This window comes from Georgenia sp. M64 (genome assembly GCF_038049925.1).
Taxonomy (GTDB): domain Bacteria; phylum Actinomycetota; class Actinomycetes; order Actinomycetales; family Actinomycetaceae; genus Georgenia.
The window spans coordinates 1,025,340-1,046,190 of the sequence record NZ_CP145809.1 but is presented as its reverse complement, the minus strand read 5'-3'; the positions used below and the strand labels follow the sequence as shown (position 1 = coordinate 1,046,190).

Sequence of the window (20,851 nt, the reverse complement as noted above, 5' to 3'; positions counted from 1 at the left end):
ACGTGCCGTTCCGCCAGCTGCTGCTGGAGGACCTCCAGGCCGCGCGCCGCCGGGACCCGGCGGCGCGCACCCTGGTCGAGGTCGCGCTGGCCTACCCCGGCGTGCACGCACTGTGGGGTCACCGGCTGGCGCACCGGATGTGGCACGCCAGCCCGCTGCTGAAGCTGCCGGCCCGCCTGCTCTCGCAGGTGCTCAGGGCCGCCACGGGGATCGAGATCCACCCCGGGGCGGTCCTGGGCCGCCGGCTCTTCATCGACCACGGCATGGGCGTGGTCATCGGCGAGACGGCCGAGGTCGGCGAGGACGTCGTCCTCTTCCACGGCACCACCCTCGGCGGGGTCTCGATGAGCCGGGGCAAGCGCCACCCGACGATCGGCGACCGGGTGCTCATCGGCGCCGGCGCCAAGGTCCTCGGGCCCATCCGGGTCGGGTCCGACGCGCGGGTCGGCGCGAACGCCGTGGTGGTCAAGGACGTCCCGGCCGGTGCCGTCGCCGTGGGCGTTCCCGCCCGGGCCCAGCCGGCCCCGCCGGGCGCCCTGCTCGACCCGTGGTCGGAGCCCGCGATCTACATCTGAGCCGCCTGGTCCCCGAACCGGCCGCCGGTACGCCCCGGTCCGCTGTCGGGTCGTCCGTGCGGGGAGGTCAGGCGCGCGGCGCCCGCTGGCAGCGGGGGCACCAGAAGACCCGCCGCCCGGCCATCTCGGCCTCGCTCACCTTCGTACCGCAGACCAGGCACGGCCGGCCCGAGCGGTGGTAGACGTACCAGCGGTCGTCGTCGTCGGGGACGAGGGCGACGTCGCCCGCCTCGCCGAGGTGGTTCCGGTGCTCGGGCCGGGTGGTGACGATCCGGCCGGTCGCCACGCCGTCCGCCATGAGCTCGCGCAGGTCCGCCCACATCGCCCGCAGGCGGGCGGCGGGGACGTCCCGGCCGGCCCGGCGGGGGTGCAGACGCGCCCGGTAGAGCGCCTCGGCGCGGTAGATGTTCCCCACACCCGCCAGGACCGCCTGGTCCATGAGCAGCTCCCCGACCGGGCGACGGGTGGTGCGGACGGCACGGACGAACGCCTCGGGGTCGCCGTCGCTCCGCAGCGGGTCGGGCCCGAGCCGCCCCTGGACGGCCGCCTTCTCCTGCGCGGTGACCACCTCGCAGGCGGTCGGGCCGGTGAGGTCGGCGACCCCGTGCTCGCCGAGCAGGCGCACCCGCACCGCCCCGCGCGGGGCGGGCGGTGACCAGTCGCCGGCGACGGGCACACCGGCCTGGCGCACCGCCACCTCCTCCTCGGCCACCCGCCGGCGCGGGGCGCCGATGGCGTGGGGCGCGCGGAAGGACTCGTCGCCGTCGAAGGTCCACGACCCGTACAGGCCCAGGTGCACGCGGAGCCACCGGGGCTCGGCCTCGACGGTGGCCGTGTCGCTGCCGTCCGCGGTCCCCAGGGCTGCCGGCCGGTGCCGGTCGGGCCCGGCGAAGGCGTGCCGGTCGGGCCCGGCGAAGGCGAGGAAGAGCTGCTTCCCGTGGGCCTCGGTGCCCACGAGCGCGCGGCCGTCCAGGAGCGCGGCGCCGTCGGTGAAGCGGCCCTGCGGCGAGCTGACGGCCAGGCGGTGCCCGCCGAACAGCTCGGCGAAGGCGTGCGCGAGCCGGTGGACGGTGTGCCCCTCAGGCACGGTGCTCCCCCACCCCGGCCGGCGGGACCCACGCGTCGGCGGGGTCCCACAGCGCCCGGTCGAGGTTGACGCGGACCGGCACGTGCGGGGTCAGCGGTGTGCCCTCCTCGCGGTAGTGCTCCAGCGCCCCGGAGCGCAGCTGGCGCGGCAGGGTGCCGTCGGCGCGCACCACCCGCCACCACGGCACCTCCGCGCCCCACGTGGCCATGACCTGGCCCACGTGCCGGGCGTGCCCGTGCCCCGTCCGCGCGCGAACCGCCTCGGCCACGTGGCCGTAGGTGGTGGCACGGCCGGTGGGGACCTGGTCGACGACGTCGAGCACGAGCTCGGTCAGCTCCGTCCGTTCGGGTTGCACCCGCCTATGATCGCAAGCGAGATGAGCACCCACGCCACCGCCGGGCCCGGACCCGCCTCCGACGCCTGCCACCACTGCGACACCTCCGTCCCCCACGAGCACCTCGACGTGCCCGCCGTCATCGACGGCGCCCGCCGCGCGGCGCGGCGCCGGGCGGTGACGATGGTCGCCGTCGCGGGGGCCCTCACGGCGGCCGCCGTGGTCCTGGCCGCCCTCGTCGCGGGGCCGGGACTGGCGGCAGGCGCCGCGGGGCTGACCCTGGCCGGGTACGTCGCCGTCGCCTGCGTGGGCGTCGTCGTCGCGGGCTCGGCGCGGCGGCGCACGTCCGGCTCGGTCGCCGTCCTGGGCGCCTCCCTCACGACGGCGGCCCTGACCCCGCTCGTCGCCCTCGTGGTCGCCGCGGTCACCGGACCGGGCTGGGCGGTGGCGCTCGTGGCCGCCACCACGTGGCTGCTGGTCACGGCGCTGGCGGAGGCCGCGCGGGTCCGGTCCCGGAACCGGCTGCTGCTCACCGCGGGCGACGCCGGCGAGCGGGCCCGCGCCGGCGCGGTCGCCGACCGCGGGAGCCACGACCCGACCTCCGCCCGCTGGGCCGCCCAGGGTGTCCTCGTCGGGGCGGCCACGTGGCTGCTCGGCGTGGTGGCCCCGGCGGTGGTCGTCCTCGTGCCCCTGGCGCCCGCCGTCGTCGCCCTCGCTGCCCGCCGGTCGCTCGAACGGCCCTGACCCGGTCCGCGCGGCGGCCGGCGTCGTGCGCGAGGCGTCCGGCGTCCGACGCGAGGCGCCACCGAAATGTCCTCGCCCCGTCCCGGGTTGCCCTGACATGCTTCTCGGCGTGATCGACAACGCCACCACCACGGCCGACGCCACCACCCCAGCCGACGCCACCACCACCGCGGTCCGCACCACCGCCGTGCCGGCCGGGTACCGGCTCGCCGAGCTCGACGACGTCGCGCACCGTGCGCAGATCATCGACGTCGACCGCTGGGGCTTCGCCTTCGAGATGGCGCCCGAGGACGAGGCGGTGGCGGTGTGGGACCTCGAGCCCGGCCGGACCGTCGGGGTCTGGGACGAGCGGGGCGCGGAGGCCCGCCTGGCCGCCGTCCACTCCTCGTACGCCTTCGCCGTGCCCGTGCCCGGCGGGGCGCGCCTGCCCGCCGCGGGCCTGACGTGGGTGGCGGTGCACCCCGGCCACCGGCGCCGGGGGCTGGCCCGAGCCATGCTCACCGCGCACCTGGCCCGCACGGTCGGGCGCGGGGAGGCGCTGTCGGTCCTGTACGCCGCCGAGACCGGCATCTACGGCCGCTACGGCTACGGGGTGGCGAGCCAGACGGCCACCCTGACCGTGGGCCGCGGCGCGGACCTGCGCGAGGTGCCCGGCGCCGCGGACCTCGTCGTCGAGCTCGACCGCCTCGACCCCGCCCGCCACGGCGCGGTGATCGAGCAGGTCCACACGGCCGTCGTGCGGCCGGGGTGGATCAGCCGCGACACCGACGCCCTGCGCGCGGCCCAGCTCGTGGACTGGCCCACCGCGCGGAAGGAGATGGAGGGCCTGCGGGTGGCGGTGGTGCGCACCCCCGCGGGTGAGCCGCGCGCCTACGCGATCTTCCGCCGCAAGGGCAAGTGGTCCGACGCGGGGGTGCCCGAGGGGACCGTGAAGGTCCGCGAGTCCGCCGCGCTCGACGCCCCGGCCGCGCGGGCGCTGTGGGGGGCTCTGACCGACCTCGACCTCATGGCGAAGGTCGAGACCGCCCAGCTCCCCCTGGACGACCCCCTCCTGCACCTCCTCGCGGACCTGCGCGGCGCCTCCGTCCGCCTCAGCGACGACCTGTGGGTGCGTCTGCTCGACGTCCCCCGGGCCCTGGCCGGGCGCGCGTACGCGGCCGACGTCGACGTCGTCCTCGAGGTCCGTGACGACCTCGTCCCGGCGAACGCCGGCCACTGGCACCTGCGCGGCGGGACGGCGGGCGCCGAGGTCGCCGCCACGACGGCCCCGGCCCACCTGTCCCTGGACGTCGCCGACCTCGGCTCGGCCTACCTCGGTGGGACGTCCCTGGCGGCGCTCGCCGCCGCCGGGCGGGTGCAGGTCCTCGACGGCGCCGCGCTCGCGCCGGCCGCGACCGCGTTCGGCTGGCCGGTCGCGCCTGCGAACGGGTGGGGGTTCTGAGGCGCTCGGGGCTCGGCCGGGCTACTGGCTGCGCAGCGCCTCGTACGCGGTGAGCATGTCGATGCGGCGCTGGTGGCGCGGCTCCCCGGAGAACGGCTCGGCGACGAACGTCTCGACCAGCCCCACGGCGTCGTCGAGGGAGTGCTGGCGCGCCCCGATCGCCAGGACGTTGGCGTCGTTGTGGGCGCGGGCGAGCCGCGCCGTGTCGGTGTTCCACGCGAGCGCGGCGCGGATGCCGGGCACCTTGTTCGCGGCGATCTGCTCACCGTTGCCGGAGCCGCCGAGCACGATGCCCAGGGAGCCGGTCTCGCTGGCGACGGCCTCCCCGGCGGCGAAGCAGAAGGAGGTGTAGTCGTCCTCGGCGTCGTAGGTCGCGGCACCGTGGTCGACGACCACGTGCCCCGCTCCCCGCAGGTGCTCGACGAGCACCGCCTTGAGCTCGAACCCGGCGTGGTCAGCGGCGATGTGGATGCGCATGGGGACATTGTGCCCGGTGCGCGGGAGCGGTCCCGCACCCTCGCCCCGTAGTGTCGGAGCATGACCACCACGAACACCGCACCGATGAGCGACGCCGAGGCCATGGACGACGGCGTCCGTCCCCAGGACGACCTCTTCCGCCGGTTCAACGGCACGTTCCTGCGCGAGCACGTCATCCCCGCCGACCGCGCGCGCGACGGATCCTTCACCGCCCTGCGCGACCTCTCCGAGGAGCGGGTGCGAGCCATCATCGACGACGCGGCGGCCGGCCGGGGCACCGAGGGCAACCCGGAGAACGCCCGGAAGATCGGCGACGTCTACGCGTCCTTCATGGCCACCGAGCGGGTCGAGGCCCTGGGCACCGCCCCCCTGCGGGCCGACCTCGAGGCGCTCACCGCCGCCCGCGACCACGAGGCCCTCACCCGCGCGATGGGCGCCCTGCAGCCCACCGGCGTCGGCGGCGCCGTCGCCTACCAGGTGGACACCGACCTCAACGACCCCGAGCGGTACACCGTCTACCTCTGGCAGTCCGGTCTGGGACTGCCGGACGAGTCCTACTACCGCGAGGACGTCCACGCGGCCACGCGCACCGCCTACGTCGCGCACGTGGCGGCGATGCTCGCCCTGACCGGTCTGGTGACCGAGGACGAGGCGATGGGGGCCGCCGAGCGTGTCATGAAGGTCGAGACCACCCTGGCTGCCGGCCACTGGGACAAGGTCCGCTCCCGCGAGGCCGACCAGCTCAACAACCCCATGACCTGGGAGGAGACGGTCGCGAGCGCGCCCGGCTTCGACTGGTCGCTGTGGCGGGCCGCGCTGGGGGTCCCCGAGGGCGCGTTCGACCAGCTCATCGTGGCCATGCCCTCCTACATCACCCACTTCGCACGCTCGTGGGCCGAGACCGACGTCGACTCGCTGCGGATGTGGCTGATGTGGCACGTCGTCCACGCGCGGGCGCCGTACCTCCCCGCGGACGTGGTGGACGAGAACTTCGACTTCTACGGCCGCACCCTCACCGGGGCCGAGGAGCTGCGCGAGCGCTGGAAGCGCGGGGTCGCGCTGGTCGAGGGCGCCCTCGGCGAGGCCGTCGGTGAGCTCTACGTGGCCCGGCACTTCCCGCCCGCGCACAAGGCCGCCATGCAGACCCTCGTGGCCGACCTCGTCGAGGCGTACCGCGAGTCGATCGCCTCGCTGGAGTGGATGGGCGAGGAGACCCGCCGGCGGGCGCTGGCCAAGCTCGAGGCCTTCACCCCGAAGATCGGCTACCCGGACAAGTGGCGCGACTACTCCGCGCTGGAGGTCGACCCGACCGACCTGCTCGGCAACGTCCGCGCGGCCAACGTCTTCGAGGAGCGCCGCGACCTGGCCAAGCTGGGCAGGCCGATGGACCGCGACGAGTGGTTCATGCCGCCGCAGATGGTCAACGCCTACTACAACCCGACGATGAACGAGATCGTCTTCCCCGCCGCGATCCTCCAGCCGCCGTTCTTCGACCCCGACGCCGACGACGCCTGGAACTACGGCGGGATCGGCGCCGTCATCGGCCACGAGATCGGGCACGGCTTCGACGACCAGGGGTCGAAGTACGACGGCACCGGCCGGCTCACGGACTGGTGGACCGAGGACGACCGGCGCGAGTTCGAGTCCCGGACCAAGGCGCTCATCGCCCAGTACGACGCGTTCTCACCGGCCCAGCTGGACGGGTCCCACCACGTGAACGGTGCCCTGACGATCGGCGAGAACATCGGCGACCTCGGCGGCCTGTCGATCGCGCTCAAGGCGTACGAGATCGCCCTGCGCCGTCAGGGGCTGCCCGGCATCGACGCCGCGCCCGTGGTCGAGGGTCTCTCGGGCCTGCAGCGCCTCTTCGCGTCGTGGGCGCGGATCTGGCGCGAGAAGAGCCGGGACGCGGAGGTCGTGCGCCTGCTGACCATCGACCCGCACTCCCCCGCGGAGTTCCGCTGCAACGGGGTGGTGCGGAACATGGACGCCTTCCACGAGGCCTTCGACGTCCGGCCCGGGGACGCCCTGTACCTGCCGCCGGAGGAGCGCGTGCGGATCTGGTGACCGGCCGCGACGCCTCGGCGTCGCACGGTGGCATCGGGGGGCACGAGCCCGGTGCGCCGAGGTCGAGGCTTCGGGGTGAGCGAGTGCGTCCGGGTCCGCGCGCTCACCCCGAAGCCACGCACTCACCCCGAAGCCGCGCGCTCACCCCGAAGCCGCGCGCTCACCCGCAAGCCACGCGCTCACCCCGAAGCCACGCGCTCACCCGGCGGCCACTGAGCGTGACGTGTCGTGACCCTCGGGCGGCGTCCGTCGTCAGGAGAGGGTGTAGCCGGCGCGGCGCACGGAGAAGGAGTATCCCGACTCGTCGTGCGTGCAGGTCATGCCGGTCTCGCTCGACTGGCACGTGAAGCCGTCCACGCTCTCGGTCTGCCCGTAGTCGAGCACCGCGGTGCCGGCGGAGACGGCGGGCGCCTGCCCGGAGGTGTCACAGACGAGGGAGGCGCCCTCCGCCGTCACCTGCAGGTAGTGCCCCACGGTCCCCTCGCAGGCACGGGTCTCGGCCTCCGGGATCTCCTCGGCGTAGTCGAACGCGGCGATGCCGCACAGGGCGCGCTCGCCGTCGATGTCGCAGGCGATGTTGCCGCTGGGACTGACGAAGTCGAACTCGACGCCGGAGAGGTCCTCACCGGCCGGGGGCTCCGTGCTCGCCTCGGGCGTGCCGCCCGGGGCGGAGGTCCCGGTGGGTGTCGACCCGCTGCCGGCCCCGGCGGCCCCGGCGTCGTCAGCCGTCGACAGCCGCACCGCCAGCATGACGACGAAGGCAGCGACGAGGAGCAGGGACACGACCACCACCGCGATCTCGCCGCCGCTGAGCCTGCGCGCGCCTGCCTGTGCCATCTGCCCTCCTCGTTCCCGGGTTTGCCGGGAGGTCACGCTACGCCATCGGTCCTGACGCGCCCCGGTCCCGCCCGAGGACCGGGGCCGCCGACGGGCGAGCGGCCGCCGTCAGTCGAAGACCGGGCCGCTGGTGCGGCTGCGCTTGAGCTCGTAGAAGCCGGGCGTCCCGGCCACCAGCACGGCGCCGTCCCACAGCCGTCCGGCCGCCTCACCGCGCGGGGCCGGCGTGACGACCGGACCGAAGAAGGCGACGCCGTCGACGGCGACGACGGGAGTCCCGACGTCGGTGCCGACAAGGTCCATCGCCCGCTGGTGCGAGGCGCGCAGCGCGTCGTCGTGCTCGTCCGAGGTGGCGTACCGCGCCAGCTCGGCGGGCAGCCCGACCTCGGCGAGCGCCTCGTCGATGACGGCGCCCGGCTCCCCGCCGCGGCCGCCGGGGTGGATACGGGTGCCGAGCGCGTCGTAGAGCGGCTTGACGACCCCCGGTCCGTGGAGCTCACGGGCGGCGTTGACCACGCGCACCGGCCCCCACCGGCCGCCGGCCTCACCGTCGTCGGGGTCGTCGTTGAGGACCGCCAGGCTCATCACGTGCCAGCTCACCTCGACGTCGCGCACCCTCTCCACCTCGCCCATCCAGCGGGAGGTCATCCAGGCCCAGGGGCACAAGGGGTCGAACCAGAAGTCGGCGCGGTGGGTGTCCGTCATGGGACCATCCTGCGTGACGCCGCCCAGGGCCCGCACGTCGGTCCACGCGCCGGTCCGCGTGCCGGGCGGTATTGGGCTCGGCCCGGACGGCCCCCGGGTGGCAGGATCGTCGTCGGCGCGCACGGCGCCGGCGGTGCGCGTCATGGCGCGCCGGGAGTGGGGCGCCACGGCGGCCCGGACGAAGGAGACCCATGCCCGGAGAGAACCTCACCCGCGCCGAGGCCCAGGAGCGGGCCGGGACCGTGACGACGTCCACGTACGACGTCGCGCTGGACCTGACCCGGGGCGAGCGCGTGTTCGGCTCGACGACGACGATCCGGTTCGCCGCCCGCGAGGGCGCGAGCACGTTCGTGGACCTCATCGCCGAGTCGGTCGAGGAGATCACCCTCAACGGCGCCGCCGTGGCCACCTCCGCCTTCGCCGACTCGCGGATCGCCCTCACCGACCTCGCCGCGGACAACGAGCTCGTCGTCGTCGCCACGTGCCGCTACATGAACACCGGTGAGGGTCTGCACCGCTTCGTCGACCCGGTGGACGAGGAGGTCTACCTCTACACCCAGTTCGAGGTGGCCGACTCCCGCCGCGTGTTCGCCGTGTTCGAGCAGCCCGACCTCAAGGCCACGTTCACCTTCACGGTCACGGCCCCCGAGCACTGGACCGTGGTGTCCAACAGCCCGACCCCCGACCCCGAGCCGGCCGGTGAGGACGTGGCCACGTGGCGCTTCGCGCCGACGGACGTCATCTCCTCCTACCTGACGGCGATCATCGCCGGGCCGTACTCGCGCTTCACCGGCGAGCTGGTCTCCACCGACGGCCGCACCATCCCCCTGGGGGTCTACGCCCGCGCCTCCCTGGCCCGGTACGTCGACGCCGAGGAGATCATGGACATCACGCGGGCCGGGTTCGCCTTCTACGAGGTGGCGTTCGACCGGCCCTACCCCTTCGCCAAGTACGACCAGCTCTTCGTGCCCGAGTTCAACGCCGGCGCCATGGAGAACGCGGGCGCGGTGACGTTCCTCGAGAACTACGTCTTCCGCTCCAAGGTGCCCGAGGCCACCGTCGAGCGCCGGGCCGTGACGATCCTCCACGAGCTCGCCCACATGTGGTTCGGCGACCTCGTGACCATGCGCTGGTGGAACGACCTGTGGCTGAACGAGTCCTTCGCGGAGTACGCCTCCCACCTGGCCACCGCCGAGGCGACCCGCTGGACGAGCGCGTGGACCACCTTCTCCTCCCTGGAGAAGTCCTGGGCCTACAACCAGGACCAGCTGCCCTCGACCCACCCCATCGTGGCGCCCATCAACGACCTCGAGGACGTCGAGGTCAACTTCGACGGCATCACGTACGCCAAGGGCGCCTCGGTCCTCAAGCAGCTCGTCGCGTGGGTCGGCAGCGAGGCGTTCCTCGCGGGCCTGCAGCGCTACTTCGCCAAGCACGCCTTCGCCAACACCGAGCTCACCGACCTCCTCACCGAGCTGGAGACCACCTCCGGCCGCGACCTGGCGGCGTGGTCGCAGGTATGGCTCGAGCAGGCCGGCGTGACCCTGCTGCGCCCGGAGATCGAGGTCGACGGCGAGGGGACCGTCACCTCCTTCGCGGTGCTCCAGGAGGCGCCCGCCGAGCACCCGACGCTGCGCCCGCACCGGCTGGTCGTCGGCGGCTACGACGTCGTCGGGGACCGGCTCGAGCGGCGCCTGCGCGTCGAGCTGGACGTGGACGGCCCCCGGACCGAGGTGCCCGAGCTGGTCGGCGAGCGCCGGCCGGACCTCGTCCTGGTCAACGACGAGGACCTCGCCTACGCCAAGGTCCGCCTGGACGAGGCCTCCCTGGCGACGGCGCGGGCGAACCTGGGCGGCTTCACCCACTCCCTGCCGCGCGCGCTGGTGCTCGCCTCGGCCTGGGACACCACCCGTGACGGCGAGTGGCCGGCCCGGGAGTTCACCGAGCTCGTGCTCGCCGCGATCCCCGGCGAGTCGGACTCCTCCGTGGTCCAGGTGCTGCTCCGCCAGCTCGCGACCGCGGTGGGCTCGTACTCGGCACCGGGGACGCGCACCGACCTGGCCGCGCGTGTCGCGGACCGTCTCCTCGCGCTGGCCCGCAGCTCGCGCGGGGGGTCCGACACCCAGCTCCAGCTGGTCCGGGCGCTCGCCCAGCACGCCGTGACCGCGGAGCAGCTCGACGTCCTCGCCGGCCTTCTCGACGGGACCGTGGACCTCGACGGCCTCGAGGTCGACACCGACCTGCGCTGGACCCTCCTGCAGGGCCTGGTCGCGGGCGGGCGCGCCGACGCCGCGCGCATCGAGGCCGAGCTCGGCCGGGACGCCACGGCCACCGGGCACCAGCAGGCGGCGCGGGCCCGGGCGGCGATCCCCACCGCCGAGAACAAGGCAGCCGCCTGGGCCGACGTCGTCGACTCCGACGCGCTGCCGAACGCGGTGCAGTCCAACGTCATCGGCGGGTTCTCCCAGGTCCACGACCGGGGGCTGCTCGTGCCGTTCGCCGGGCGGTACTTCGGCGCCCTGGAGACGGTGTGGCGCGAGCGCACCAACGAGATGGCGCAGAACATCGTCATCGGCCTGTACCCGCACAAGCTCGCCGGGCTCGCCGGCGAGCACGGCGTCGACGTCGTCGCGCTCACCGAGCAGTGGCTGGCCGACCACCCTGCAGCGCCCCCGGCGCTGCGCCGCCTGGTGGTGGAGAACCTCGACGCCGCCCGCCGTGCGGTGCGGGCGCAGGCCGCGGACGCCGGGGTGGCCTCGACCGCCTGAGCGGGCGCGCGGAGAACCGGCCGGCGGGACGTCCCGCCGGCCGGTCCGGGCACCGCGACCCCTCCGCCGCGCCGGGCGCGGCGGGGTCGGGCGTCCTAGCGGAGGTCCTCGATGTCCTCGGCGATGGTGTCCGCCTGCGGGCCCACCACGACCTGCACGGCGGCACCCTGCTGCACGACGCCGAAGGCGCCCGCGGCCTTGAGGGCCGCCTCGTCCACCTTGGACGGGTCCTCCACCTCCACGCGGAGGCGGGTGATGCACGCCTCGAGGTCGAGGACGTTCGCGTCCCCGCCGAGTGCCGCGAGGATCTGCTCGGCCTGGCTCATCTTTTCGCTCCTGTCGTCACTGCCGGCGGGCGACGGGAACATCCGTGCGGCCGTGCGCGCCGTGCCGGGCCGTGCGGCCCGTCATGCTGATGACACCCTGCGCGCGGGGGCGTGTCAACCGCGACCCGCCGCGCCGGTCAGGCCAACCGGTCGTCGTCGCCCATGGCGGCGCGCACCGCGGCCACGAGGGAGAGCAGGCGGGCCGACCCCGGCAGGTCCTCGACCATGACGACGCGCTCCGCGCCGTCGGCGAGCGGGACCTTCCAGTTCGGGTACTCGGTGTCCGTCCCGGGCTGGTTCTGCGCACGCCGCTCGCCGACGGCGTCGGTGAGGGAGACGCCCACGAGGACCGCCGGGGTGCGCACGACGTAGGCGTGCAGAGCCTCGACGAGCTCGCGCTCGGTGGGGTTCTCGTCGACCAGCCCGTGCTCGCGCAGCCGCGCGACCATCCGCTCGCGCTCGAGCCGGGCCTCGGCCCGCACCTCCTCCACCGGGGTGGTGAGCAGCCCGAGGCGCTCGCGCAGGTCCACGTGCTCCTCGGCGAGGTAGCCGGCCACCGGGGGCAGGTCGTGGGTGTCGACCGTGGCCAGGACGAGCTCGCGGTAGTCGCCCGGCTCGAGGGGCCAGCCGGCGGCGTCCTTCTCGAACCACAGCACGGACGTGCCCAGCACCCCGCGCTCGGCGAGGTAGCCGCGGACCCACGGCTCGACCGTCCCGAGGTCCTCACCGATGACGACCGCGCCGGCGCGGTGGGCCTCGAGCAGGAGCACCCCGACCATCGCCTCGTGGTCGTAGCGGACGTAGGTGCCCTCGCCGGCGCCCATGCCGTCGGGGATCCACCACAGCCGGAACAGGCCGAGGATGTGGTCGACCCGCACCGCCCCGGCGTGGCGCAGCACCGTGCGGGCCATCTCCCGCAGCGGGGCGTAGGCCGTGCGGGCCAGGGCGTCGGGCCGCCAGGGCGGCTGGTGCCAGTTCTGGCCCTGCTGGTTGTACATGTCCGGGGGCGCGCCCACACCGATCCCGAGGGCGAAGGCCTCGCGCTGGGACCACGAGTCGGCGCCGTCGGGGTGGACGCCCACGGCGAGGTCGTGCATGACGCCCAGGCCCATCCCGGACTCCTTGGCGACCCGCTGGGCGTGGGCGAGCTGGGAGTCCGCGACCCACTGCAGCCAAACGTGGAAGTCCACGCGGTCGGCGAGCTCGCGACGCTCCCGGGCGGCGAAGGGCGAGCGCGCGTCCGCGAGCTCCTCGGGCCACGGCCGGCCCGCGTACTTCTCCTGCAGCGCGCACCACAGGGCGAAGTCCTCCAGGCCCTGCCCCTCCTCGGCGCGGAACCGGTCGAGGGAGCGCTGGCGCGACCGGGACCGGCCCGCCGCGTGGACGACCTCGAGCGCCCGCAGCTTCGCCGCCCACGAGGCGTCGCGGTCGAGCGGCTCGTTGGTCGTGTTCGCGGGGCGGACCTCCTGCGCGGCCCACTCCACCAGGGCCCGCTGGGGCCCGGTGAGGTAGGCGGTCTCGGGGATGTCCTCGGGACGGATGTACAGAGGGTTGAAGAACCGGCGGCTGACCGGCAGGTACGGCGAGGGCGTCATGTGCCCGGTGGTCTCCGCCGCGTGGAGGGGGTTGATGAGGAGGAAGTCCGCGCCGACGTCACCGAAGAACGCGGTCAGCTCGGCGAGGTCGGCGAGGTCCCCCACCCCCCACGAGGTGGCCGAGCGCACGGAGTACAGCTGCGCCATGACCCCCCAGCCGCGGTCGGTGGCCAGGGTGGGGGCCTCGAGGGCGGCGGGGGTGACGGCGAGCGGCGCCGTCGCCCGGCTGCCGCCCTCGACGTCGGCGACCAGCTCGTGCCAGCCCAGCGGAAGGTCCGCGGGCAGGACGAACGTCGCCCGGCCGGTGCGCACGCCGTCGACGTCCCGCGGGGCGGTCCACACCTCGCGCTGGGTGAGCTCCCAGCGGCGGCCGTCCTCCACCGCGACGTGCACCCGCACGGCGGTGCCGTCGGGGACGTGGACGGCCAGGTCGTGCTCACGCCCGGCCCGCACGACGACGGACGGCGGGAGGGTGGCCCGCCACGGGGCGACGTCGATCTCCGCCAGCGCCGCCTCCGCGGCCTCCTCGGTCGCGGCGTCGACGCCGAGCGCGGCGAGCACCGCACGGATGGTCGGTGCACCGACGGTCCGGTGGTGTCCCGTGAAGTCCCAGAAGTCCGTGGCGACGCCCAGGGCGTCGGCCAGCCGGTGCAGGGACGGTCCGGGGGCCTCGGCGGCGGCCGGGTCTGTCATCTCGCTCCTCACGTCGCGAGGGGCGGTCGGTCGCCCTCGTCGCGAGACGATCCTGCCAGAGGCTGCCGCCCGCGCCCGCCGGGGCGCACCGGCGACCGGCTCAGAGCATGGCGCCGATCGCCTCGGCCAGGTCGTCCGCCTCGGGACCGACGACGATCTGGACGATGCGGCCGGAGCGGACCACGCCGAACGCGCCCGTGGCCTTGAGGTCGCGCTCCCCCACCGCCGCCGGGTCGCGGACCTCCACCCGCAGGCGGGTGATGCACGGCTCGACGTCGACGACGTTCCCGGCACCTCCCAGCGCGGTGAGGATGTCTTCGGCCTTGGTCATCGTCGGTGCCTCCGGGCGTCGTCGGTCGTCAGGTGTGACCGGGGTCTCGGTCCGGGGAGAGCCTACCTGCGCCGGGCGACCCTGCGGCAGAGGCGGCATGATGGTCGCCGACGAGGGAGGAGCGCCATGAACGACCAGCCGGGCCTGCGGGCCCGCGACCTCCGGGGCGTCGGCGTCAGTCCGGGCCTTGCCGCCGGGCCCGTGGCGCGGCTCGGTGCGGCGCCCGTGGAGCCGTCTCGCGAGACCCTGCCCCCGGGGGCGGACGTCGACGCCGAGGCCGCGCGGGTCCGCGCCGCCGCCGAGGAGGTCGCCGCCGGGCTCGAGACCGCGGCAACCACCGTCGAGGGGCAGGCCCGCGAGCTGCTCGAGACCACCGCGCAGATGGCGCGGGACCCGAGCCTCGTCAAGACCGCCGCCCGCCGGGTCCGGGCGGACCGGCTCACCGCCGCCCGCGGCGTGTGGGAGGCGGCCGGGACCGTCGCCGAGCAGCTGCGCGCCCTGGGCGGGTACATGGCCGAGCGCGCCCAGGACGTCACCGACGTGCGCAACCGGATCGTCGCCGTCCTGACCGGCACGGCGCTGCCGGGCGTCCCCACCCGGGCCGAGCCGTTCGTCCTCGTCGCGCAGGACCTCGCGCCCGCCGACACCGCCCTCCTCGACCCCGCGCGGGTGCGGGCGATCGTCACCGCCGAGGGCGGCCCGACGTCCCACACCGCCATCCTCGCCCGCTCCCTGGGCATCCCCGCGGTCGTGGCCCTGGCCGGTGCGCTCGACGCCCTGCCGGAGGGCCGGGCCGTCCTCGTCGACGGCGGGGCCGGGACCGTGCGGCTGGACCCGGACGCCGACGACCTCGCGCGGGCCGCCGTCGCGGCGGGACGCCGGCGCAGCTTCGACGGCCGCGGTCGCACGGCCGACGGGCACGAGGTGGCGCTCCTGGCCAACGTGGGCGACGCCCGCGGGGCGGAGGCCGCGGCCGCCGCCGGCGCGGAGGGGATCGGCCTCTTCCGGACGGAGTTCTGCTTCCTCGACCGCGCCGAGGAGCCCTCGGTCGCCGACCAGACCGCCGCCTACCGCGAGGTGCTGGCCCACTTCCCCGGCCGGAAGGTGGTCGTGCGGACGCTCGACGCCGGCGCGGACAAGCCGCTGCCTTTCCTCACCGACACCGCCGAGGCGAACCCCGCACTCGGGGTGCGCGGCCTGCGCACCGCCCGCCGCTCCCCCGCCGTCCTCGACCACCAGCTCGAGGCGATCGCGGCCGCCGCGGCGGCGGAGGAGGCGCAGGTCTGGGTGATGGCGCCCATGGTGGCGACGGTGGCCGAGGCCGAGAGCTTCGTGGCCGCGTGCGCCGCCCACGGCCTCGACCGGTCGGGGGTCATGGTCGAGGTGCCCGCCGCCGCCCTGCTGGCCGGGCCGATCCTCGCCCGGGCCCACTTCGCCTCCGTCGGGACCAACGACCTCACCCAGTACGTCATGGCGGCGGACCGGCTCCTGGGCCCCCTCGCCGACCTCTCCGACTCCTGGCAGCCGGCGGTCCTGCGACTGGTGGAGGAGACCTGCCGGGGCGGTGCGCAGCAGTCCCGGCCGGTGGGCGTGTGCGGGGAGGCCGCCGCGGACCCCGCCCTCGCCGTCGTCCTCGTGGGCCTGGGCGTCGCGACCCTGTCCATGACCCCCCGGGCCATCCCCGACGTCGCTGCCGTCCTGGCGGCCACGGACCTGCAGCGCTGCCGCGAGCTGGCCCGCGCCGCCGTGGACGCCGAGTCCGCGGAGGAGGGCCGCGCCCGGGTGCGGGCGGGCCTGCCGGTCCTGGCCGAGCTGGCGCTGTAGACCGGCAGACCGGCGGACGGCGGACGGGCGGACCAACGGACGAGCGGCCGCCGCGCACCTGGGAGAATGGGAGCCGTGAGCACCGAACCCGTGGACATGGACTCGCTCTTCACCGCGATGGGCGGGCACGAGACCTTCGCGCGCCTGGTGAAGCGGTTCTACGCCGGCGTGCGCACCGACGAGCTGCTCGCCCCGATGTACCCGCAGGACGACTGGGAGGGCGCGGAGGACCGGCTCCGGATGTTCCTCGAGCAGTACTGGGGCGGTCCCACCACGTACTCCGAGCGCCGCGGGCACCCGATGCTGCGCCGTCGCCACATGCCGTTCACCGTCACCCCGGCCGCCCGCGACCGCTGGCTCGCCCACATGCGCGAAGCGGTCGACGAGCTCGCCCTGCCGGCCGAGTCGGAGGCGCTGCTGTGGGACTATCTCGTCCGGGCCGCCCACGCCATGGTCAACACGGACAGCCCCGGCCGGACCCCCCTGATCTGACGGCGACCCGCCGTCGTACCACCGCGAGGAGAGCGTCGATGCCCGACGAGGTCGAGCACGCCGAGGGCGTCACCGAGACCCTCGACGTCCCGCAGAGCGACGTCGAGCCGATGGCCACGGTCCTGCGCATCCTGCGCCTGGGCCGGCTCGGCCCGGACCAGTTCACCGGCACGTCCCTGCCGCAGCTCAGCGGCCGGATCTACGGCGGTCAGGTGCTCGCGCAGTCCGTGCTGGCCGCGCACGCCACGCTCCCGGCCGACGGCGCCCGCCAGCTCCACTCGGTCCACGGGTACTTCCTGCGCCCCGGGAAGGTGGACCTGCCGATCAGCTTCGCCGTCGAGCGGCTCCACGACGGCCGGTCCTTCAGCACGCGCCGCACCCACGCCCTGCAGCAGGGCAAGCCGATCCTCTCGCTCATCAGCTCCTACCAGGAGGACCAGCCCGGCCGCGACCACTCCTCGACGGCCCCCACCGCGCCGGACCCGGAGACGCTGCGCAGCGCCATCACGCTCTTCGGCGAGATCGACCACCCGGTCGCGAAGTTCATGTCCTCGATCGCGGCGTTCGACATCCGCCACGTCGACCAGGACGTGTACCTGCGCCCGGCCGGGTCGGCGGAGCGGACCCAGATGCTGTGGATGCGCGCGCGGTCCCCGCTGCCGGCCGGCCTCACCCAGCTCCAGCACCGCGCGCTGCTCGCGTACGCCTGCGACCAGGTGCTCCTCGAGCCGGTCCTGCGCCGGCACGGGCTGTCCTGGCGCACCCGGGGACTCAGCGTCGCCAGCCTGGACCACTCGATGTGGTGGCACCGCGACGTCGCGGTCGACGACTGGCTCCTCTTCGTCCAGGACTCCCCCAGCGCCCAGGGCGGGCGGGGCCTCGGCACCGCCCAGGTCTTCGACCGCGCCGGCACGCACGTGGCCACCATCGCCCAGGAGGGCATGGTCCGGGTGCCCGACGACGACGCCCGGTCCGCCGACGCCCCGAGCGACGGTGCCGTGCCGGAGACCCCTGCCGACGGCGAGTGGCGTCGCCCCTCGCTGCGCTGACGACGCGCGGAGCCGCCGCTGCGCCCCCACACTGTCACCATGAGCGCCGGGTACGCCGCATGAGGCTGCGGAAGGTCAAGGTCGGCACGCCGGGGCTGACCCGCCGCCGGGTGGGTCGCGGGTTCGTCTACCTCGATGCCGGCGGCAACCGGGTCACCGACGAGGAGGTCCTCACCCGCTGCCGCGACCTCGTCATCCCGCCGGCGTGGACCGACGTGTGGATCTGCCCGGTGCCCAACGGCCACATCCAGGCCGTGGGGACCGACGCCGCCGGCCGGCGCCAGTACCTCTACCACCCGGCGTGGCGCGAGAGCCGGGACTCGGCCAAGCACGAACGGGTCGTCACGCTGGCCCGGCGGCTGCCCTCGGCGCGGCGCCGCGTGACGATGGACCTCAGCGGCACCGGCATGCCCCGCGAGCGGGCCCTGGCGGTCGCGTTCCGCCTGCTCGACCTCGGCTACTTCCGGATCGGTGGCGAGGGCTACGCCGAGGTCAACGGCAGCTTCGGCCTGGCCACCCTGCGCAAGGACCACGTGCGGATCGGCCGGGACGGGACCCTGACGTTCGACTACACGGCCAAGTCGGGACAGCACCGGGTGCTGCGCCTGCGCGACGAGGACCTCATCAGGCCGGTGTCGATGCTCCGGCGGCGCCGCGGAGGCGGTGACGAGCTGCTCGCCCACCGCGCGGGCGGGCAGTGGCACGACATCACCTCGACCGACATCAACGACTACGTCAAGGACCTCCTCGGTGAGGATGCCTCAGCCAAGGACTTCCGCACCTGGCACGGCACCGCTCTGGCTGCCGTCGAGCTGGCCGTGCGCGTCGAGCCGGGAGCGAGCGACCGCGCGCGGAGCCGGGCGGTCCGTGAGGCCGTGCAGGTGGTCGCGGGGTACCTGGGCAACACCCCCGCGGTGTGCCGGGCGTCCTACGTCGACGCGCGCGTCGTCGACCTGTTCGAGCGGGGCCAGACCATCGACCCCGCGCTCGCCCGGCGCGTCGTGGGTCGGGCGGACGGCGACGACCTCCTCCCGCCCGACACCCGCGGCGCGGTGGAGGGCGCACTGCTCGAGCTGCTCGGGTGACTCCCACGCCGCGCCCGGCGTGTACGACGGTCCCGTGGCCGGCAGCCGCTCGCGCCGGCGGCCGGGGGAGCTACTCGCCCCGCCGGCGCCGGAAGACCAGCGGCTCGTCGACGAACTCGAGCCAGGACGCGCGCTCGGCCTCGCTCATCCGACGCGGGCGGCCGCTCGCCTCGTCGACGAGGACGAGGGTGGTCATCGCCCGCACAGCGGGCCCGGTCCGTCCGGCGATCTCGTAGCAGATGTCGATGCTCGCCCCGCCGAGGTGGGAGATCCACAGCTGCACCGGCAGCGGCTCCAGCGAGTACGGCACCGCCTCGAGGTACTCGATCTCCTGCCGGGCGATGTAGGTGTTCGTCCCCGAGCCGGGGCCGGTGTCGAGGACCCGCGTGCCGGGCCGGTCACCGGCGGCGTCACCGTGCCCGTCACCGCCCGCCGCGGCGTCGCCGGGCCGGTCCGCACCGCCCGCGGTCGCGGCCCGGTCCACCTCCGCACGATGGGCGTCACCGGGGACGGACGCCCAGAACGCGGCGATGCGCGTCTCCTCGAGGATGGTGAACATCCGGGCGTTGTTGACGTGCTGGTAGGCGTCGATGTCGCTCCAGCGCAGCTTCACGGGGATCGTCAGCCGGCTCACCGGGAACCCTCTTCCTCTCGTCGGTGCACGCGGCGGCGAGGACGGCCGGGCGGCGCGGTCGCCGCCCGGCCGTGGGCTCAGTCGCGGGTGAGCTTGCGGTAGGTCACGGCGTGGGGCCGCGCGGCCTCCGCGCCCAGCCGGGAGACCTTGTTCGCCTCGTAGGACTCGAAGTTCCCCTCGAACCAGTACCACTTCGCCGGGTTCTCGTCGTCGCCCTCCCACGCGAGGATGTGGGTGGCGACGCGGTCGAGGAACCACCGGTCGTGGCTGACGACGACGGCGCAGCCGGGGAACTCCAGCAGCGCGTTCTCGAGCGAGCCGAGGGTCTCGACGTCGAGGTCGTTCGTGGGCTCGTCGAGGAGCAGCACGTTGCCGCCCTGCTTGAGCGTCAGGGCCAGGTTGAGGCGGTTGCGCTCCCCGCCGGAGAGGACACCGGCCGGCTTCTGCTGGTCCGGGCCCTTGAACCCGAACGCCGAGACGTAGGCGCGCGAGGGCATCTCGACGTTGCCGACCTGGATGAAGTCCAGACCGTCGGAGACGACCTCCCACAGGCTCTTCTTCGGGTCGATGCCCGCGCGGGACTGGTCCACGTAGGACAGCTTCACGGTCTCGCCGATGGTGAGCCGGCCGTCGTCGAGGGACTCCAGGCCGACGATCGTCTTGAACAGCGTGGTCTTGCCGACGCCGTTGGGGCCGATGACGCCCACGATGCCGTTGGGGGGCAGGGAGAAGGAGAGCCCGTCGATGAGGACGCGCTCGTCGAAGCCCTTGCGCAGCCCCTCGGCCTCGATGACGACCGAGCCCAGGCGGGGGCCCGGCGGGATCTGGATCTCCTCGAAGTCGAGCTTGCGGGTGCGCTCGGCCTCGGCGGCCATCTCCTCGTAGCGAGCCAGGCGGGCCTTGGACTTGGCCTGGCGCCCCTTGGCGTTGGAGCGCACCCACTCCAGCTCCTCCTTGAGGCGCTTGGCGAGCTTGGCGTCCTTCTTGCCCTGCACCTGCAGGCGCTCGCCCTTCTTCTCCAGGTAGGTGGAGTAGTTCCCCTCGTACGGGTACAGGCGCCCACGGTCGACCTCGGCGATCCACTCCGCGACGTGGTCGAGGAAGTACCGGTCGTGGGTGACGGCGATGACGGCGCCGGCGTACTTCGCCAGGTGCTGCTCGAGCCACAGCACCGACTCGGCGTCGAGGTGGTTGGTGGGCTCGTCGAGCAGGAGCAGGTCCGGCGCCTCGAGCAGGAGCTTGCACAGCGCGACGCGGCGTCGCTCACCGCCGGAGAGCAGGGTCACGTCGGCGTCGGGCGGCGGGCAGCGCAGCGCGTCCATCGCCTGGGCGAGCTGGGCGTCGAGGTCCCAGGCGTTCGCGGCGTCGATCTCGGTCTGGAGGTGCCCCATCTCCTCCATGAGGGCGTCGAAGTCGGCGTCGGGCTCGGCCATGAGGTTGCCGATCTCGTTGAACCGCTCGACCTTGCCGAGGATCTCCGCGACACCCTCCTGGACGTTGCCCAGGACGGTCTTCTCCTCGTTGAGCGGCGGCTCCTGCTGGAGGATGCCGACGCTGAAGCCGGGCGTGAGGCGGGCCTCACCGTTCGAGGGCGTGTCGAGCCCGGCCATGATCTTGAGGATCGTGGACTTCCCGGCACCGTTCGGACCGACCATGCCGATCTTGGCGCCCGGCAGGAACGCCATCGTGACGTCGTCGAGGATCAGCTTGTCGCCGTGCGCCTTGCGCGCCCGGACCATGGAGTAGATGTACTCGGCCACTGCTCTCCGCATCGTGGGTGGGGGTGG

At 74.7% G+C, this 20,851-nt stretch carries 19 protein-coding genes; 9 read left to right on the top strand and 10 right to left on the bottom strand.

Annotation, left to right across the window (positions count from 1 at the left end; all coding sequences use genetic code 11):
• Positions 1 to 2 precede the first annotated feature (2 nt).
• Positions 3 to 575: a serine O-acetyltransferase EpsC gene (epsC, locus tag AAEM63_RS04730; RefSeq protein ID WP_341360492.1), complete on the top strand. Its 573-nt coding sequence runs from the start codon at positions 3 to 5 to the stop codon at positions 573 to 575.
• A 67-nt stretch (positions 576 to 642) separates the two neighbouring features.
• On the opposite strand, the gene AAEM63_RS04725 is transcribed toward epsC, so the two are convergent.
• Both AAEM63_RS04725 and AAEM63_RS04720 read right to left on the bottom strand, forming a co-directional pair.
• Entirely contained in the window at positions 643 to 1,662 is a 1,020-nt protein-coding gene (locus AAEM63_RS04725; RefSeq protein WP_341360491.1) for a zinc finger domain-containing protein, read from the bottom strand.
• The gene (locus AAEM63_RS04720; RefSeq protein WP_341360490.1) at positions 1,655 to 2,017 is read right to left on the bottom strand and encodes an MGMT family protein; all 363 of its coding nucleotides are present in this window, start codon (positions 2,015 to 2,017) and stop codon (positions 1,655 to 1,657) included. Before AAEM63_RS04720 ends, AAEM63_RS04725 begins: the two co-directional genes overlap by 8 nt.
• A gap of 21 nt (positions 2,018 to 2,038) precedes the next feature.
• On the opposite strand from AAEM63_RS04720, the gene AAEM63_RS04715 reads away from it, so the two are divergent.
• A complete protein-coding gene (locus AAEM63_RS04715) occupies positions 2,039 to 2,740 on the top strand; it encodes a hypothetical protein (protein ID WP_341360489.1) in 702 nt (233 codons plus the stop codon).
• A 109-nt stretch (positions 2,741 to 2,849) separates the two neighbouring features.
• Positions 2,850 to 4,181 (top strand): GNAT family N-acetyltransferase, encoded by a 1,332-nt coding sequence (locus AAEM63_RS04710; protein WP_341360488.1) that lies wholly within the window; start codon positions 2,850 to 2,852, stop codon positions 4,179 to 4,181.
• 21 nt (positions 4,182 to 4,202) lie between these two features.
• Here the strand turns inward: AAEM63_RS04710 and AAEM63_RS04705 are convergent, their stop codons facing one another.
• Positions 4,203 to 4,658 carry a ribose-5-phosphate isomerase gene (locus AAEM63_RS04705; protein ID WP_341360487.1) on the bottom strand — a complete coding sequence of 152 codons (456 nt, stop codon included), beginning with the start codon at positions 4,656 to 4,658 and terminating at the stop codon, positions 4,203 to 4,205.
• Positions 4,659 to 4,718: 60 nt separating this feature from the next.
• On the opposite strand from AAEM63_RS04705, the gene AAEM63_RS04700 reads away from it, so the two are divergent.
• Complete coding sequence (locus tag AAEM63_RS04700; RefSeq protein WP_341360486.1) at positions 4,719 to 6,725, top strand: M13-type metalloendopeptidase; 2,007 nt, start codon at positions 4,719 to 4,721, stop codon at positions 6,723 to 6,725.
• 252 nt (positions 6,726 to 6,977) lie between these two features.
• On the opposite strand, the gene AAEM63_RS04695 is transcribed toward AAEM63_RS04700, so the two are convergent.
• The gene (locus AAEM63_RS04695; protein WP_341360485.1) at positions 6,978 to 7,562 is read right to left on the bottom strand and encodes a hypothetical protein; all 585 of its coding nucleotides are present in this window, start codon (positions 7,560 to 7,562) and stop codon (positions 6,978 to 6,980) included.
• Between the two features lie 108 nt (positions 7,563 to 7,670).
• The gene (locus AAEM63_RS04690) at positions 7,671 to 8,267 is read right to left on the bottom strand and encodes a disulfide bond formation protein DsbA (RefSeq protein ID WP_341360484.1); all 597 of its coding nucleotides are present in this window, start codon (positions 8,265 to 8,267) and stop codon (positions 7,671 to 7,673) included.
• Positions 8,268 to 8,458: 191 nt separating this feature from the next.
• On the opposite strand from AAEM63_RS04690, the gene pepN reads away from it, so the two are divergent.
• Complete coding sequence (gene pepN, locus AAEM63_RS04685) at positions 8,459 to 11,035, top strand: aminopeptidase N (protein WP_341360483.1); 2,577 nt, start codon at positions 8,459 to 8,461, stop codon at positions 11,033 to 11,035.
• A gap of 95 nt (positions 11,036 to 11,130) precedes the next feature.
• On the opposite strand, the gene AAEM63_RS04680 is transcribed toward pepN, so the two are convergent.
• The 3 genes from AAEM63_RS04680 to AAEM63_RS04670 all read right to left on the bottom strand — a co-directional run bounded on the left by AAEM63_RS04680 (position 11,131) and on the right by AAEM63_RS04670 (position 13,980).
• Complete coding sequence (locus AAEM63_RS04680) at positions 11,131 to 11,361, bottom strand: PTS glucose/sucrose transporter subunit IIB (protein ID WP_123917497.1); 231 nt, start codon at positions 11,359 to 11,361, stop codon at positions 11,131 to 11,133.
• A 137-nt stretch (positions 11,362 to 11,498) separates the two neighbouring features.
• Positions 11,499 to 13,649: a 4-alpha-glucanotransferase gene (gene malQ, locus AAEM63_RS04675; protein ID WP_341360482.1), complete on the bottom strand. Its 2,151-nt coding sequence runs from the start codon at positions 13,647 to 13,649 to the stop codon at positions 11,499 to 11,501.
• 100 nt (positions 13,650 to 13,749) lie between these two features.
• Complete coding sequence (locus AAEM63_RS04670; protein WP_341360481.1) at positions 13,750 to 13,980, bottom strand: glucose PTS transporter subunit EIIB; 231 nt, start codon at positions 13,978 to 13,980, stop codon at positions 13,750 to 13,752.
• Positions 13,981 to 14,106: 126 nt separating this feature from the next.
• On the opposite strand from AAEM63_RS04670, the gene ptsP reads away from it, so the two are divergent.
• The 4 genes from ptsP (at position 14,107) to AAEM63_RS04650 (ending at position 18,430) form a co-directional block, all read left to right on the top strand.
• The gene (ptsP, locus tag AAEM63_RS04665; protein ID WP_341360480.1) at positions 14,107 to 15,804 is read left to right on the top strand and encodes a phosphoenolpyruvate--protein phosphotransferase; all 1,698 of its coding nucleotides are present in this window, start codon (positions 14,107 to 14,109) and stop codon (positions 15,802 to 15,804) included.
• 96 nt (positions 15,805 to 15,900) lie between these two features.
• Positions 15,901 to 16,296 (top strand): globin, encoded by a 396-nt coding sequence (locus AAEM63_RS04660; protein WP_341361307.1) that lies wholly within the window; start codon positions 15,901 to 15,903, stop codon positions 16,294 to 16,296.
• Between the two features lie 38 nt (positions 16,297 to 16,334).
• On the top strand, positions 16,335 to 17,345 hold the full coding sequence (locus tag AAEM63_RS04655) for an acyl-CoA thioesterase domain-containing protein (protein ID WP_341360479.1): 1,011 nt from the start codon (positions 16,335 to 16,337) through the stop codon (positions 17,343 to 17,345).
• 59 nt (positions 17,346 to 17,404) lie between these two features.
• The gene (locus AAEM63_RS04650) at positions 17,405 to 18,430 is read left to right on the top strand and encodes a DNA topoisomerase IB (protein ID WP_341360478.1); all 1,026 of its coding nucleotides are present in this window, start codon (positions 17,405 to 17,407) and stop codon (positions 18,428 to 18,430) included.
• A gap of 70 nt (positions 18,431 to 18,500) precedes the next feature.
• On the opposite strand, the gene AAEM63_RS04645 is transcribed toward AAEM63_RS04650, so the two are convergent.
• Entirely contained in the window at positions 18,501 to 19,064 is a 564-nt protein-coding gene (locus AAEM63_RS04645; RefSeq protein ID WP_341360477.1) for a thioesterase family protein, read from the bottom strand.
• Positions 19,065 to 19,141: 77 nt separating this feature from the next.
• Entirely contained in the window at positions 19,142 to 20,824 is a 1,683-nt protein-coding gene (ettA, locus tag AAEM63_RS04640) for an energy-dependent translational throttle protein EttA (RefSeq protein ID WP_341360476.1), read from the bottom strand.
• Positions 20,825 to 20,851 lie beyond the last annotated feature (27 nt).